Annotated in this window: 12 protein-coding genes; 5 read left to right on the forward strand and 7 right to left on the reverse strand. The window is 70.7% G+C overall.

The features are described from left to right. Positions 1-73: 73 nt before the first annotated feature. The 4 genes from AB0I83_RS26355 to AB0I83_RS26370 all read right to left on the reverse strand — a co-directional run bounded on the left by AB0I83_RS26355 (position 74) and on the right by AB0I83_RS26370 (position 4,411). A complete protein-coding gene (locus AB0I83_RS26355; protein ID WP_356529505.1) occupies positions 74-517 on the reverse strand; it encodes a response regulator in 444 nt (147 codons plus the stop codon). Next, the gene (locus tag AB0I83_RS26360; RefSeq protein WP_363306374.1) at positions 514-2,139 is read right to left on the reverse strand and encodes a CHASE3 domain-containing protein; all 1,626 of its coding nucleotides are present in this window, start codon (positions 2,137-2,139) and stop codon (positions 514-516) included. Before AB0I83_RS26360 ends, AB0I83_RS26355 begins: the two co-directional genes overlap by 4 nt. Next, positions 2,136-3,353, reverse strand: coding sequence for a fused response regulator/phosphatase (locus tag AB0I83_RS26365; RefSeq protein ID WP_363306429.1), 1,218 nt, complete (start codon positions 3,351-3,353; stop codon positions 2,136-2,138). Before AB0I83_RS26365 ends, AB0I83_RS26360 begins: the two co-directional genes overlap by 4 nt. Before the next feature lie 161 nt (positions 3,354-3,514). Continuing rightward, entirely contained in the window at positions 3,515-4,411 is an 897-nt protein-coding gene (locus AB0I83_RS26370) for an RNA polymerase sigma factor SigF (protein ID WP_356839489.1), read from the reverse strand. A 249-nt stretch (positions 4,412-4,660) separates the two neighbouring features. Between AB0I83_RS26370 and AB0I83_RS26375 the strand changes: the two genes are divergently transcribed. The 3 genes from AB0I83_RS26375 to AB0I83_RS26385 all read left to right on the forward strand — a co-directional run bounded on the left by AB0I83_RS26375 (position 4,661) and on the right by AB0I83_RS26385 (position 8,425). Beyond that, on the forward strand, positions 4,661-6,118 hold the full coding sequence (locus AB0I83_RS26375) for an MFS transporter (protein ID WP_363306375.1): 1,458 nt from the start codon (positions 4,661-4,663) through the stop codon (positions 6,116-6,118). 183 nt (positions 6,119-6,301) lie between these two features. Further along, positions 6,302-7,792: an SDR family NAD(P)-dependent oxidoreductase gene (locus AB0I83_RS26380; RefSeq protein ID WP_363306376.1), complete on the forward strand. Its 1,491-nt coding sequence runs from the start codon at positions 6,302-6,304 to the stop codon at positions 7,790-7,792. Positions 7,793-8,251: 459 nt separating this feature from the next. After that, complete coding sequence (locus AB0I83_RS26385) at positions 8,252-8,425, forward strand: hypothetical protein (protein ID WP_356530090.1); 174 nt, start codon at positions 8,252-8,254, stop codon at positions 8,423-8,425. Positions 8,426-8,492: 67 nt separating this feature from the next. Here AB0I83_RS26385 and AB0I83_RS26390 read toward each other — a convergent pair whose 3' ends face one another. From AB0I83_RS26390 to AB0I83_RS26400, 3 genes are read right to left on the reverse strand one after another with little or no spacing between them, the layout of a single operon-like run. Next, positions 8,493-9,929, reverse strand: coding sequence for a lipase maturation factor family protein (locus AB0I83_RS26390; RefSeq protein WP_363306377.1), 1,437 nt, complete (start codon positions 9,927-9,929; stop codon positions 8,493-8,495). 31 nt (positions 9,930-9,960) lie between these two features. Beyond that, entirely contained in the window at positions 9,961-10,470 is a 510-nt protein-coding gene (locus tag AB0I83_RS26395) for a DUF1990 domain-containing protein (RefSeq protein ID WP_356839484.1), read from the reverse strand. After that, on the reverse strand, positions 10,467-11,303 hold the full coding sequence (locus tag AB0I83_RS26400) for a YndJ family protein (RefSeq protein ID WP_363306378.1): 837 nt from the start codon (positions 11,301-11,303) through the stop codon (positions 10,467-10,469). The genes AB0I83_RS26395 and AB0I83_RS26400 overlap by 4 nt, the downstream gene beginning before the upstream one ends. A gap of 141 nt (positions 11,304-11,444) precedes the next feature. On the opposite strand from AB0I83_RS26400, the gene AB0I83_RS26405 reads away from it, so the two are divergent. Next, positions 11,445-13,511, forward strand: a complete 2,067-nt coding sequence (locus tag AB0I83_RS26405; protein WP_356529518.1) for a SpoIIE family protein phosphatase — start codon at positions 11,445-11,447, stop codon at positions 13,509-13,511. Between the two features lie 120 nt (positions 13,512-13,631). Beyond that, positions 13,632-14,990 carry a wax ester/triacylglycerol synthase family O-acyltransferase gene (locus tag AB0I83_RS26410; protein WP_363306379.1) on the forward strand — a complete coding sequence of 453 codons (1,359 nt, stop codon included), beginning with the start codon at positions 13,632-13,634 and terminating at the stop codon, positions 14,988-14,990. Positions 14,991-15,020 lie beyond the last annotated feature (30 nt).

Raw genomic sequence — 15,020 nt, forward strand, 5'->3', positions numbered from 1 at the left:
GAGGTCGCAGACCTCTTCTCGCCGTTCGTGTACCCACGCCGAGAGAATCCACTCCAGGGGATCCGGACAGATCCTACGCACGCGGCGGGAGGCGCACCACGCTCACGAAGAAGTCGTCGATCTGGCGCACCGCGCCGATGAACTGCTCCAGGTCGACCGGCTTGGTGACGTAGGCGTTGGCGTGCAGCTTGTAGCTGCGGAGGATGTCCTCCTCGGCGGAGGACGTCGTGAGGACCACCACCGGGATCAGGGCCAGTTCCGGATCCGTCTTGATCTGCTCCAGCACCTGCCGGCCGTCGTACTTCGGCAGGTTCAGGTCGAGAAGCACCAGGTCCGGGCGGGGGGCGTCCGGGTGGTCACCCTGCCGGTAGAGGAAGTCCAGCGCCTCCTGCCCGTCGCGCACCACGTGCAGGGTGTTGCGGATCTTGTTGTCCTCGAACGCCTCACGGGTCATCAGCTCGTCACCGGGATCGTCCTCGACGAGGAGGACCTCGATGGGCCTTACGTAGTCGTTCACAGGTTGTCTCCCGACCGGGGGGTCAGTGCGGCGGGGGCGAGCAGCTCCGCCGTGGTGTGCGTGGGTGCCTCTGGAAGGACGGGCAGGGTGAAGTGGAACAGTGTGCCCTCGGAAGGCTCCGGGTCCAGCCAGATCCGGCCACCGTGGAATTCGATGATCTTACGGCAGAGGGAGAGCCCGATCCCGGTTCCCTCGTACTCGTCACGGGCGTGCAGCCGCTGGAAGATGATGAACACCTTGTCGGCGAACTCCGGCGCGATCCCGATCCCGTTGTCGGCGACCGTGATGTGCCACTTCTCTTCCTCCCGCACACATCCGACGGTGATCCGGCACGGAACGTCGGGCCTGCGGAACTTGACCGCGTTCCCGATGAGGTTCTGCCAGACCATCGTGAGGGACGTCGAGTCGCCGAGCAGCTCCGGCAGGGGGTCGTCACGGACGACCGTGGCCCCGGACTCCTCGAGGGCGAGCGTGAGGTTGGACAGCGCCCGGGTCAGGGAGTTCTCCAGGTCGACGGGCTTCCAGCTCTGCTGCACCCTGCCCACCCTGGAGAACGTCAGCAGGTCGTTGATGAGGACCTGCATCCGCTTGGCTCCGTCGACCGCGAAGGTGATGTACTGCTTCGCCCGGTCGTCCAGCTCCGTGCCGTACCGCTTCTCCAGCAGCTGGCAGAAGGACGCCACCTTCCTCAGCGGTTCCTGCAGGTCGTGCGATGCGACGTACGCGAACTGCTCCAGCTCGGAGTTGGACCGGCGCAGCTCAGAGGTCTGCTCCGCGAGCAGCGTCTCCCGCTCCTGCGACTCCGCGAGCTCCGCGACGAGCCGCCGGCGCATGTCCTCGGCGGCCTCCGCGACCGCTCTGACGTCCGACGGGCCGCTGACCTCGATCCTGCTGCTGAACGAGCCCGACCGCACCCGGTCGGAGGCGGCCGTCAACGCGCCCAGCGGCCGGCCCACCACGCGGTGCAGCAGCAGACTGAGTGACACGACGGTCAGCACGAAGCCGATCACAAGTGCCAGGAGGACCCGGTCGCGCGTGGTCCGCGCGTCGTCCAGTTCGGCACGGGCCTGGTCGCGGGCGTCGTCCAGATGACTCTGCTGGGCGGCGTAGAGGAGGCGCAGAGCGTCGAACTCCGACTTGCTCCGCAGGATAGGCGCCGAGGACGCGCCGGTGGGCCCGTTCTCGCGCACGGTGGCTATGAGCGGCTCCGCCTGCCGGACACGCCACTGCTGGGCGGCCTTCGCGATCCGGTCCAAGTCCCCGCGGTACGGCTGCTCGTCCCCGATCAGCGTCCGCACCCGGGACAGCCGCTCCCGTTCGGCCCTCATGCCCGCCTCGTAAGGCTCCAGGAACGACTGGTCGCCGGTGAGCGCGAAACCGCGCACCCCGGTCTCCTGGTCGAGCAGCGAGTTCTGCAGCTGGAAGGAGGAGGCGCGGGCGGGCTGGATGCGGTCCACCAGGTCCGTGGTCCGGTCGGAGATGCGGGAGAGGACGAGCCCGCCCACTACCAGGCAGCCACAGACCACCAGTACGAAACCGGCGAGGATCAGGTGGACCCAGTTCTGCACCGACAGGCGTGCTATCGGACCGGGCCGACCGCCCGGCGTCTCCCCGGCGCTCATGACCGCGCCCTCCAGCCCAGGTGGAGTACGGCGACGTCGTCGGCCAGTCCGCCGTACGGAGACGCGCTCTCGGTGGCCTCGGCGACCAGTGCGTCCACGAACGCGCGCGGTTCCAGCGCTCCGTTCTTCCCTGCCATCGCCAGAAGCCCTTCCTCGCCCAGCCGGGACTTGGGCCCCGTACGTCCTTCGAACAGTCCGTCGGTGAACAGGACCACCTCGCTGCCGGGTGACAGCGCCAGCTCCGTGATCGCCCACCGCCCCACGCCCGGCAGCAGCCCGAGGGCCATGCCCATCTCGGGCTCGACCCAGCTGACCTGGGTCCCGCACCGGAGGAGCAGACCGGGGTGTCCGGCACGCGCGATCAGCACGCGGTCCCCGCCCGGGGGAAAGACCAGCGTGGTCACGGTCGCGAAGACATGGGGATCGGACCGCTCGGCGACGAGTATCTCCTCCAGGAGGCCGATCTTCCCCAGCTGGCCGACACCGGTCAGCACGGCCGTGCGCCAGGCAACCCGAAGACACACGCCCAGCGCGGCCTCCGCGGCCCCGTGCCCGGACACATCGCCGATCACGGCGTGCACCGTGCCGTCCGAGGTCTGCACCACGTCGTAGAAGTCGCCGCTCAGCAGCCCGTGGGCGCGTCCCGCCTCGTAACGGGCGGCGACCCGGAAGCTCTCGTCCCGCAGCAGGGGTATCGGCAGCAGAGCACGTTCGAGGCGGGCGTTCTCCTGCTCGATCAGCCTGCTGGTCCGCATGGCGGCAGCCGACCTCTCGGCGTACTTGCGCTGGAGTGCGTAGCGGACCGCGCGGCTCAGGGCCTCGGGGTCGATCCGGCCCTTCACGAGATAGTCCTGGGCGCCGTGCGCCACCGCCGACAGGCCGGTCTCGGACTCGGCCATGCCCGTCAGCACGACGATCGCGGCGTCGGGCGCCGACCCGACGAGCTGGCGGACCGCGTCCAGGCCGTTCACATCGGGCAGGTGGAGGTCCAGCAGCACACAGACCGGCGTACGGCAGGCGAGCAGGAACCGCCGGGCCTCGGCCAGCGTCTTGCACCAGGTGAGCCGGGCGTCCAGCTCGCTGTCGGTGAGCATCTCCTCGACCAGGAGCGCGTCGCCCGCGTCGTCCTCGACCAGGAGCAGAGCCGCGTCCGCGTCCACGTCCCAGACGGACGAGTCGGCAGCGGCAAGCACACTCTGCTGCTCCGGAATCAGGCCGAGATCCCTTGCGCGCGCAGAGGTGTCCAACGGCTCGGTCACACTCCACCCCTCCGACGGACGGCTCGGGACACCCACGGCCGTATCGGCAGGAAGCATATGTGACCGAGGCCCGGCACCTGGCCGGGCCTCAGTCGTTCTGATCGGTCTTCCCCGGGTCAGGCGTCGACGCTCATGCCCGCGCGAAGGCGCTGCACGATGCGGCTGAGCAGACGGGACACGTGCATCTGGGAGACGCCCAGCTCGGCGCCGATCTGCGCCTGCGTCATCTCCTGGCCGAAGCGCATCTGGACGATCTTGCGCTCGCGGTCGTCGAGCTGGCGCAGCAGAGGGGCCAGGGTGTGCAGGTTCTCGACGCTCTCCATGGCCGGGTCGTCCTCGCCGAGCAGCTCGGCGTATGCCCGCTGGTCGCTGCCCGACTCGCTGTCGGCGCTCGGGGTGTCGAGCGAGCCGGCCGAGTAGCCGTTGGCTGCGACGAGGCCCTCGATGATCTCCTCCTCCGGGAGGTCCAGGTGCGCGGCGAGCTCCGCGACGGTCGGGTCGCGGTCCAGCTTCGCCGACAGCTGCTCCTTGGCCTTGGCGAGCTCGACGCGCAGCTCCTGGAGCCGGCGCGGCACGTGCACGGACCAGGTGGTGTCCCGGAAGAAGCGCTTGATCTCGCCCACGATGTACGGCACCGCGAAGGTGGCGAACTCCACCTCGCGCGACAGGTCGAACCGGTCGATGGCCTTGATCAGGCCGATCGTGCCGACCTGGATGATGTCCTCGGTGTCGTCACCGCCCCGGTTGCGGAAGCGTGAGGCGGCGAAGCGCACCAGTGAGAGATTCATCTCGATGAGGGTGTTGCGCGCGTACTGGTGCTCGTGGGTGCCCTCTTCGAGGACCTGGATCCGGTCGAAGAAGAGCTTGGACATCGCGCGCGCGTCCTGGGGAGCGACCTTGCCCGCGTCCTCGATCCACGGAAGAGCAGCGGTGTCGGAACCCTTGGCCGTCTCGTCTCGCCGCGTCGCCGCCGCGCCGATCGCTTCGGTGGTCCGCACTGACACTGCCGTCATGATGTCGCCCTCCCTGGAATACCGCTGTGGTGACCGGCGCATGCCCCGCATCGCGGAACTCATGCCTGCTGACTCCGAAGTTTCTTCGCCGGAGTCTCAGGTGCGGGGGCTGCCGTAGCCCGGACCGACACCGAACGGGGGGTATTTGATGGCTTCAGGGATTATTTGTCCATCCTGTTTCAGGGGTGAGTGTGAGGAGCGCCTCATTCCGGGCACGAGTGGTGTTTCCGGAGAGCAGAGGGAGGCGCCGTGAGTGACGTCGGTGCGGCAGGACTCGGACGGCGGACGGTCACGACCAGGATTCCCGCACGGCTCGACAGACTGCCCTGGTCCAGATGGCACTGGATGATCGTCATCGGGCTCGGCACGGTCTGGATTCTCGACGGTCTCGAGGTCACGGTCGTCGGCAACATCGCCGGCAGGCTCTCCGAGGACGGAAGCGGACTCGCCGTCAGCGGTGCCCAGGTCACCGGCATCGCGGCCGCGCTCTACGTGGCGGGCGCCTGTTCCGGCGCACTGGTCTTCGGCCGGCTCACCGACCGCTTCGGACGCAAGAGGCTGTTCCTCGTCACGCTCGCCGTCTACCTGGCGGCCACCGCGCTCACCGCGGCCTCCTTCTCGGCCTGGTGGTTCCTCCTCTTCCGCTTCTTCACAGGATTCGGGATCGGAGGGGAGTACGCGGCGATCAACTCGGCCATCGACGAGCTGATCCCCAGCAAGTACCGGGGCCGGGTCGACCTCATCATCAACGGCAGCTTCTGGCTCGGGGCGGTGGCGGGCTCCCTGCTCTCCGTGGTGGCCCTGAACACCGACATCTTCCCGAAGGACATCGGCTGGCGGCTCACCTTCGCCCTCGGCGTGGTCCTCGGGCTCGTCATCCTGCTGGTACGCCGTCACGTACCGGAGAGCCCGCGATGGATGTTCATCCACGGGCGCGACGAGGCGGCCGAGAAGCTCGTCGACCAGGTGGAGCGCGAGGTCGAGGCGGAGACCGGGCGTGCCCTCCCTCCGGCGGAGCCGGCCATCACCGTGCGGCAGCGCGGGAGCATCGGTTTCGGGCTGATCGCCCGCACGGTGTTCCGCGTGTACCCGAAACGGGCGGTGCTCGGGCTCTCCCTCTTCATCGGGCAGGCGTTCCTCTACAACGCCATCACCTTCGGCTTCGGCTCGATCCTGGTGACGTTCTTCGACGTGCCCACCGGAGTCACCGGCTACTACTTCGCCGTCATCGCGTTCTGCAACTTCCTCGGGCCGCTGCTCCTCGGCCGCCTCTTCGACACGGTGGGGCGTAAACCGATGATCGCGGGGACGTACGTCCTCTCCGGCCTCCTGCTCTTCGCGACCGCGTGGCTCTTCGGGGCCGGGTGGCTCACTGCCGTCACCATGGCCGGCTGCTGGTGCCTCGTCCTCTTCTTCGCCTCCGCCGGTGCCAGTTCCGCCTACCTGACCGTCAGTGAGATCTTCCCGATGGAGACCCGGGCCATGGCCATCGCCTTCTTCTACGCGGTGGGCACGGCGGCCGGGGGCATCACCGGCCCGCTGGTCTTCGCCGAGCTGACCGGCAGTGGAGTGGTCGGCGACACCGTCCTCGCGTTCTGTGTCGGGGCCGCCCTCATGGTGGCGGCCGGAGTGGTCGCGTGCTTCTTCGCGGTGGCCGCCGAGCAGAAGTCGCTGGAGGACATCGCCACCCCGCTGTCGGTCGGCTGATGGGCAGCCCTCAGGGCCAGGCCCGACGGCCGAACCGAGCAGCTTCCGACTCGTGGCAGACTTGACCGGGGCATTCGGCCCATGGCGCGCCGGCCCTCGCCGGCACCCTGCCGGGCCCCCTCCCCACCGAAGCCCCGCCGAAGCCCGGCAGCGGCGCGAGTGACGAGTGACAGAGGAACGGCGATGACGGTGACAGAGGACAGCCAGGAGTTCGCTCCCGGTACCGACGAGTTCGGTCCCGGTATCGACCCGGAGCGGCTGGCCGTCTGCCTGAGCGTGCTCGACGAGCTGGACACCATCGAGGTCGACCACCCGGACGCCGTCGTCGTACGCCGTGCGACCGCGGGCATCTACCGCACGGTCAAGCAGCGTCGCCGTCAGGAGCGCCGTGCCACGAAGACCGCGCACGACAAGGCCGTCACCGAGGCGACGGCGACCGGCTCCGCCGACCGTATCGACGACGAGACGCAGGGCGTCCTCCCGTCCTCCTCGGCCTCCGCCGAGATCGCGGGCATACTCCAGCGCCCCCGCTCCTGCTACATCTGCAAGACCCGGTACGTCGAGGTGGACGCCTTCTACCACCAGCTCTGCCGGCAGTGCGCCAAGGAGAACCGGGCCCGGCGCGAGGCGCGCACCGACCTCACCGGACGCCGGGCCCTGCTCACCGGCGGCCGCGCCAAGATCGGCATGTACATCGCGCTGCGGCTGCTGCGCGACGGTGCGCACACCACCATCACCACCCGCTTTCCCAACGACGCGATCCGCCGTTTCAAGGCGATGCCGGACAGCGACGAGTGGATCCACCGCCTGAAGATCGTCGGCATCGACCTGCGCGACCCCGCCCAGGTCGTCGCGCTCGCCGACTCGGTCGCCGCCGAAGGCCCGCTGGACATCCTGATCAACAACGCCGCACAGACGGTCCGCCGGTCTCCGCAGGCCTACAGCGAGCTGCTCGGCGCCGAGTCCGCGCCGCTGCCGACGGGCGAACTGCCCGCCGCCGAGGTGATCGGCACGTTCGGCAGCGGCACCGTCGACCGCGTCGCCGCGCTGCCCGCCGCACGGCACGAGGGGCAGGGGCTGAGCGCCCAGGACGTCACGGACCTCGCGCTCGTCACCGGATCCGCGTCGCCGGCCCGGATCGCCGCGGGAACCGCGATCGACGCCGGCGGTCTGGTGCCCGACCTGCACGACACCAACAGCTGGATCCAGACCGTGGACGAGGTCGAGCCGATCGAGCTCCTCGAGGTCCAGCTCTGCAACTCGACCGCGCCCTTCATCCTGATCAGCCGGCTGCGCCCGGCCATGGCCAGGACATCGTCCGGGCGTTCCTACGTGGTCAACGTGTCCGCGATGGAAGGCGTGTTCGGCCGCGGCTACAAGGGAGCGGGTCACCCGCACACCAACATGGCCAAGGCGGCACTGAACATGCTGACCCGCACCAGTGCCCAGGAGATGTTCGAGAAGGACCGCATCCTCATGACGGCCGTCGACACCGGCTGGATCACGGACGAGCGCCCGCACCCCGACAAGATCCGGCTCGCCGAGGAGGGCTTCCACGCCCCGCTCGACCTGGTCGACGGCGCCGCCCGGGTCTACGACCCGATCGTCCGCGGCGAGGAGGGCGAAGAGCTGTACGGCTGCTTCCTGAAGGACTACGCGCCCGCCGGCTGGTGACCCGGGACGGCACCCGGCCGTGAGTCGTGCCGGGGGCCTTGGCCGGTTGTCGCCGTACCCCTCCCGTAGCTCTGACCGCTCCCGCGTCTTCGGCCTCTCCCGCACCCCCGGAGACTTCGGCCCCGCAGGTCACCCGCGTGGACAGGTGCCACGGTGGCGACCCCTGGCCAGGGGGTTCGCCACCATTTCCGTTGGCTGAAAGTGACCCAGGCCATACGTTCTGTCGAGCGCGATGGTGCTCATTTGGTTAGTCTGAGGTGAACGGACGCCACCAAGGGACCCACAAAACTTCCTCGGCCGTCCTGGGACAGGTCTTTATGCAGTCCGACGTCCCGCCCCGTAACGGCGCCACCGCGACCGAACTGTTTCTGCCCCTGCCCCGCAGCGGGCGGACGACACGGTTCTCACAGCCGCAGCGTCGTTACCGCCCCGGGGTTACGCGACACAAAGGAGTCCGCGGTGACACCTGAAATGACCAAGAGCGAGACGCGTCCGGCCGACGCCGCCCGAGCGCGGGCCCAGCGGCCCGAGAAGCTCCGGAACATCGAGGTCTGGGCCCGCTCGGCCCCGATCAGGTTGGCCGGTTACGAGGACGATCTGGCCGAGCCGCACATCCTGCCCGGCATCGACTGACCTCCGAACCCGCGTCGAACAGCGCCCGGGCTCCGGCCCCCGTCACCCGACGGGGGCCGGAGCCCTGTCAGCTCCCGCCGTCCGGTCCGAGCGGGACCGGCCGGGCCACCGGCCGCATGAACTCGCGTACGTACGTCCGGTGCCACCACTGCCCGGTGTCCCTGAGCTCCCGCGGATCCGTGTAGCGGTATTGGAAGACCCTGGCCCGGACGTAGGTGGGCGGAGCGCCGGGGAACGGGTTGTGGCCCAGCAGCCGCAGGGTGTCCGGGTCGCCCCGCAGCAGGCGTTCGGTGAACGGCCCGAACCAGGAGCGCGCGTAGGCGGGGGAGAGCGCCGCGAACCACATCATCCAGTCGAGCCGCAGGTGGTACGGGGCGAACTGGCGGGGCAGCCGGCGCGGGTCGCCGGGTTTCCCCCGGAAGCCGTACTCGAGCCAGCGGGTCCCCTCGTGGATCACCGGATCGCCGGTCCCCTCGACCACCACCTCGAGTCGCATCCTGCTGATGCTCCCGAACGCTCCGTAGGTGTTGACCAGGTGCAGCGGGTCGAAGGACCGGTTCATCACCTGCCGGCGGGAGACGAGGTTGCGCGCCGGACGGCAGCTGAGCGCCAGCACCAGTACGGTCACCGCCACGACCACCACCTCGTACCAGAGGGGTGGCGCGGGCCGCGCGGGCGCGGAGCCCGCGATCGGGGACCAGTCCACCGCGGAGAGGGCGAGCGCGATGGTCAGCCAGTTGAGCCAGGCGAAGTTCCCCGAGAGCACCAGCCAGAGCTGGGTGACCACCATCAGGCCCGCCGCGACGCTCGCCACGGGCTGCGGGGTGAACAGCAGGAAGGGCACCGCGAGCTGGGTGACGTGGTTGGCGGCGGCCTCCACCCGGTGGACCGGTTCCGGCAGCCGGTGGAAGAACCAGCTCAGCGGGCCGGGCATCGGCTGCGTCTCGTGGTGGAAATCCAGACAGGTCAGCCGCCGCCAGCACTCGTCCCCCCGGATCTTGATGAGGCCGGCGCCGAACTCCAGGCGGAAGAGCAGCCAGCGCAGCAGCCACAGCACCAGCACGGGGGGTGCCGTGTCCGCGTTGCCGAGGAACACGGCGAGGAAGCCCGTCTCCAGGAGGAGCGACTCCCAGCCGAAGCCGTACCAGACCTGGCCGACCTGGACGATCGACAGGTAGAGCGCCCAGGGAACCGCCCACAGGGCCATCGCCGCACCCAGCGGGACGTAGCCGTCCAGTCCGGCCAGGAGCGCGATCGACACCGCGGCCCCCGTCCAGGCGACCAGCGCGAAGAAGCGGTCCGAGTAGTGCAGCCGGAACAGCCCGGGACCCGTGCGCCACGACGTCCCCCGCAGCAGTTCGGGCACGGGCAGCATCCCTCGGGAGCCGATCAGCGCCCGGAACTGGAGCGCCGACGCGACGAAAGCGACCAGGTACACGGCGGCGAGCGAGCGCTGGAAGATCAGCCTGCTCAGCCCGTAGCCGTCTGCGGTGAACCAGTCCATCGCCTCCAGTATCCGGCGCGTGCCGCCCCCGTCAGGCGGCCGACACGGTGCGGCGCAGCACGTTTCCGAGCCGGCGCGCGTACCACCGCTGGGCGAGTGGTACGAGGGGGCCCGCGAGCCGTGCGTACCAGGAGGCGGGCCGCGAGAACGCCACCACCGAGAACCAGACCGTCCCGTCCTCCGCCAGCTCCACCACGAAGCTCTCCTCGCCGCACTCCGGATGCCCGGCCCGCGTGCCGTACGCGAACCCGGTGCGGTCCCTCTCGTACGCCGTCCAGACGACCTCGCACGGCGCCTCGACGCGGAGCCGTCCGAGGCCCGCCGACACCTCGACGGCGACTCCGGCCGCCGCCCGCTCGGCCGAGGCGTTCACGCGTGCGCCCGCGGCGCGGTGCATGCGCCACTCGGTGACGGCGGCGCCGGCGGCCTCGAAGTCGGTCCGGCCACGGCCGACCGCGGCCCGGTGGCGCAGGTGGTCGTAGCCGTCCGGGAGCGGCCCGAGCCGGGTGGCTCCGACCTCCGGGTACGTCAGCGTGCTCATGCGCTCCTGCCTTCCTGGTGGGTGAGGTCCTGGAGCCGGCGGCGGGCGAGCAGGGCGCAGAGCGCGAAGCCCAGTGCGTTGCCCAGTCCGTGCGTCGCGGCCATCCAGGTCAGTGTGGGGTGGGGCAGTCCGGTGGCCTCGCCGAGCGCCCAGCTCAGCGCGAGCACCATGGTGACGACCAGCACCGTCGCCGAGACGGCGAGCAGGGCGCGGGTGGTGCGGTCGCGTCCTGGGGCACGAGAGGTGCGCCAGGACAGGAGCGCGACGGTCCACATCCCGGCGGTGAGGACGAGGGCCCCGCCCAGCTCGGTCCAGTCCCCGGTGAAGTAGCCGACGAGGACGAGCACGGTTCCGGACGGCACGCTCAGGGCGGCGAAGCGGCCCGCCGGACCGTCCTCGGCACGGCAGACGAGACCTGCGACCAGGGCGGCGGCGAAACCGGCGAAGTGGAAGTGCGGCACCGTCAGCGCGAGAACGCCGAGCCCGAATCCGAACAGTTCGTGGCCCGTGCGCTCGGCGACCAGGGCGAGCGCCGCGACCGACGGGGTGACCAGCGCCGTCAGCAGGGCCGCCTCCACGGGGTGCGTGCTCCGGGTCCGGGCCAGGCGCCGGGGTGCGTGGCCCGCGAGCAGCAGCGTCCCCAGCGCGTAGCAGAGGGCGAGCAGGCCGGCGGCGGTGCCGCGCGGCAGCCACAGGGCCAGGGCGCCCGGGGCCGCGAACACGGGCCACATCCGTCGTATCCGGTCGAGCGCAGGGTCCCCGACGAGTCGGAGGCCCGTCGGCACGATCACCAGCATGCCCAGCATCACGATCAGATCAACCAGCACGGACACGGCGCCCACCCCCGCCTCATGGCCTGCGGAACTGAATTGAACGCGTTCAGTTCTATCGGTACCGACCATAGGGGTTCCCTTGAACGCGTTCAAGGTGCTGTTCGGTCGAAGAATCGGACAAATGATGGCAGAGTGGCGCACATGGATGATCGGGTAGCGGGTGCCCCGTCACTCCCGGACGACTGGCCCGCCCACCCGGACCTCAGCCTCGCCCTGAACCGAATGGGCAGCTTCGACTGGGATCTGGACAGCGGCCTCATGCACATGGACGAGCCCGCGCTCGGCGTGTTCGACCTGCGACCCGACGAGTACGACGGCCGCCCCGAGACACTCGCGCGGCGCGTCCCCACGGACGAGGCGATCCGGCTCGACGGCATGGTCTCGCAGGCACTCAAGAGCGGACGCAGCAACTACGGCGCGTACTTCCGCAGGACGCGACCCGACGGCACTCTCCGCTGGACCCACACCCAGGGATTCATCCGCCGCGACGGCACCGGCCGGCCCCGCCGCATCATCGGGATCGTCCGCGACGCCACCCAGGAGCTCGCCGAGTCCACCGCCCGCCGGACCGTCGACGAGGAACGGCGGCGCCGCACCAGCCTCGTCGAGGGCACCACGGCCGCCCTGGCCCACGCGCGGACGGTCAAGGACGTGACCGAGGTGCTGAAGAGCTCCCGGGGCCTGGCCAACCTCGGAGCCACCAGCCTCGTCATGGGGCTGCTGGAGTCAGGGCGGATCCACCTCGTGGCCGACGGCCCCGAGGGGGCGTTCGTGCAGGGCACCCGGTACACCCGGGTGGACGAGCCGTACCCGATGAGCGAGGTGATCCGCACGCTCACCCCCCGCTTCATCGAGACCGCCGAGGACTTCGCCACCTCGTACCCCATCCTCTGGCCGCACATCAGCCACCTCGGCATCACGGCCGCCGCCTACATGCCGCTGATCGCACAGGCCCGCCCCATAGGCGCACTCGGACTCCTCTACCGCGACAAGGCCGGGTTCACCGCGGACGAGCGGAACCTCCTCGTGGCCCTCGGCAGCTCCATCGCCCAGAGCCTCCAGCGGGCCATGCTCTACGAACAGGAGCACGACCTCGCCGAGGGGCTCCAGCAGGCGATGCTGCCGCGCCGGATCCCCGAGGTACCGGGTGCGCAGGCCGCCGTCCGCTACCGCTCCGCGCGCATGGGGCGGGACATCGGCGGTGACTGGTACGACATCATCGCGCTGCCCGGCGGCAAGGTCGGCGCCGTCATCGGCGACGTGCAGGGTCACGACACGCACGCCGCGGCCGTCATGGGCCAGCTCCGGATCGTGCTGCGTGCCTACGCCGCCGAGGGCCACAGCCCCGCCACGGTCATGGCGAGGGCCTCCGTCTTCCTCCACGAGCTGGACACCGACCGCTTCGCGACCTGCACCTACGCCGAGGCCGACCTGACCACGGGGGTGGTGCAGCTCGTCCGGGCGGGCCACGTCGATCCCGCCCTGCGGGACGTGGACGGAAGCTGCCGCAAACTCCCCGTCGACGGAGGGCTCCCGCTGGGACTCTCGGCGGAGTTCGGCCGGCTCGAGTACCCGGTCAGCACCGTCGACCTGGACCCCGGCCAGACGTTGATCCTCTACACCGACGGAATGGTGGAACTGCCGGGAACCGACCTCGACGAAGGCATGGAACTGCTCGCCTCGACGGTGCGCGACGGGCCGGAGGACCTCGAGAGGCTCGCCGACCGGCTCTGCGAGGTCGTCGACGAACGCGGCGGCGAGGACGACATGGCGGTGCTCCTCCTGCGCCGCAACGCCGCCCACGCCCCTCATCCCGGCGGGCGGCTCCAGCAGCACGTCGCGCAGAACGACCCCGAGGCGCTCACCTCCTGCCGTCACATGATCAGGGCGGCCGTGCGTGCGTGGGGGGCCAAGGAGCGGGCGGACGAGGTCGAACTCGCGGCCGACGAGCTGATCACCAACGCCCTGATGCACACCGACGGCGGCGCCATCGTCACCATCCGCGTGCTCACCGGGCCCGAGCGGCGCCTCCGCGTCGACGTCGAGGACCGCTCCAGCGCGCTGCCGCGCCGCAGGGAGGCGGGGGAGTCCGGGGTCTCGGGCCGGGGCCTCATGCTCGTCGACCGGCTGGCCGATGTGTGGGGTGTGGAGTCCCGCGGCAACGGCAAGTGCGTTTGGTGCGAGTTCCTCATCCCGGAGCCCCGGTAGCGCCGTTCTCCGACCGCCGCGAGACTGTAACAGTACGTAACACGGTCATGCTTGACCGTTACCGAACACGAGGGATTGACTGCGATCCCGCCGTTCCGCCGTCGACGACGCGAGGCCCCGTTGAGTACCGAGCTCCTGGCACCGCTTGATCTGGCTTTCTGGCACCTCGAAACCGATGCCCACCCGATGCACCTGGGTGCGCTGGCCGTCTTCGACCCCGCCCCCGGCGCCGGCCCGCGGGAGCTGCTCGAACTGCTCGGAGCCCGCGCCGCGGCCATGCCGCGGCTGCGGATGCGCGTGCGCGACGTCCTGCTTCCCGTGGGGGGCGCCGCATGGTTCACCGACAAGGACTTCGACGTGCACCGGCACGTCAAGAGGATCCTGCTCACCGGGGGCGACTTCATGGCGCAGGCGACGCGGCTCGCCGGTGAACTCATGGAGCAGCCACTGGAACGGGGCCTGCCGCCCTGGCAGATGTACCTCCTGGACAGTGCCGGCGACGGCCCGTTCGCCGTACTCGTCAAGCTCCACCACGCCCTCGCCGACGGGATGCGCGCCGTCGCCATCGGGGCCGGGATCTTCGACCAGATCGCCTCCGCCGGGGCCGCCCCCGGTGCGGTGCGCCGCCGGACACCCGTGCCGCCGCGCTCCTGGCTGCCCGGCCCGTACCAGGCGGCGGGTATGGCGCTGGACCGGCTCGGCGACGTCGGCCGGGCGCTGGGGGTCGGCGCCTCCGTCGTACGGGCCAGCCGTCTCGACCTCCGTGGCTCGACCGCTCTCACGGCGCGTTCCAGCGGGACACGCCGCCTGGCCACCGCGGAGCTCGACGCCGACACGGTGCAGCGCGTCCGCCGGACCGAGGGCGGCACGTCCAACGACGTCCTGCTCGCCGTGGTCGCCGGTGCGCTGCGCCGCTGGATGCTGGAGCGGGGCGAGGCCCTCCCCGGCGCCGATCCTCGTGCCCTGGTGCCCGTCTCCCGCCGCCGCCCCGGTGGCGCGGCGACCGGCAACAGGCTCTCGGCCTACCTTCTGGGGCTTCCCGTCGGCGAACCCGACGCCCGTGAGCGCCTGCGCCTCGTGCGTACGGGCATGAACCGCAACAAGGCGGCCGGGCCGCTGCGCGGCGCCGGCGCCGTCGCCGTCCTCGCCGATCAGCTGCCCGCGCTGGCCCACCGGTTCGGGGCGCCGCTGGCCGGCAACGCGGCCCGGATGCTCTTCGACGTCCTGGTCACCAGCGTGCCCCTGCCACGCTCGGCCCTCTCGCTCGGCGGATGTCCTCTGCGGGCCGTCTACCCGATGGCACCGCTGGCCCGCGGGCAGTCGCTCGCCGTCGCGCTCTCCACGTACGCCGGGCGGGTACAGGTCGGACTCGTCGCCGACGGCAAGGCGCTGCCCGACCTCGACCGACTGGCGTCCGCCGTCCACGAGGAGCTGCGTGAGCTGCACGCTCTGCTGCCCACGGTGCCCGCACCCGCCTGAAGGCTTGTCCCCGTACGCTGTTGACGCGTC

It is taken from the genome of Streptomyces sp. NPDC049970 (assembly GCF_040660235.1).
GTDB lineage: Bacteria > Actinomycetota > Actinomycetes > Streptomycetales > Streptomycetaceae > Streptomyces.

Coding starts and splice junctions, on each gene's coding strand:
- AB0I83_RS26360 (WP_363306374.1), bottom strand. CDS start 2,139: ATGAGCGCCGGGGAGACGCCGGGCGGTCGGCCCGGTCCGATAGCACGC.
- AB0I83_RS26370 (WP_356839489.1), bottom strand. CDS start 4,411: ATGACGGCAGTGTCAGTGCGGACCACCGAAGCGATCGGCGCGGCGGCG.
- AB0I83_RS26380 (WP_363306376.1), top strand. CDS start 6,302: ATGACGGTGACAGAGGACAGCCAGGAGTTCGCTCCCGGTACCGACGAG.
- AB0I83_RS26390 (WP_363306377.1), bottom strand. CDS start 9,929: ATGGACTGGTTCACCGCAGACGGCTACGGGCTGAGCAGGCTGATCTTC.
- AB0I83_RS26395 (WP_356839484.1), bottom strand. CDS start 10,470: ATGAGCACGCTGACGTACCCGGAGGTCGGAGCCACCCGGCTCGGGCCG.
- AB0I83_RS26405 (WP_356529518.1), top strand. CDS start 11,445: ATGGATGATCGGGTAGCGGGTGCCCCGTCACTCCCGGACGACTGGCCC.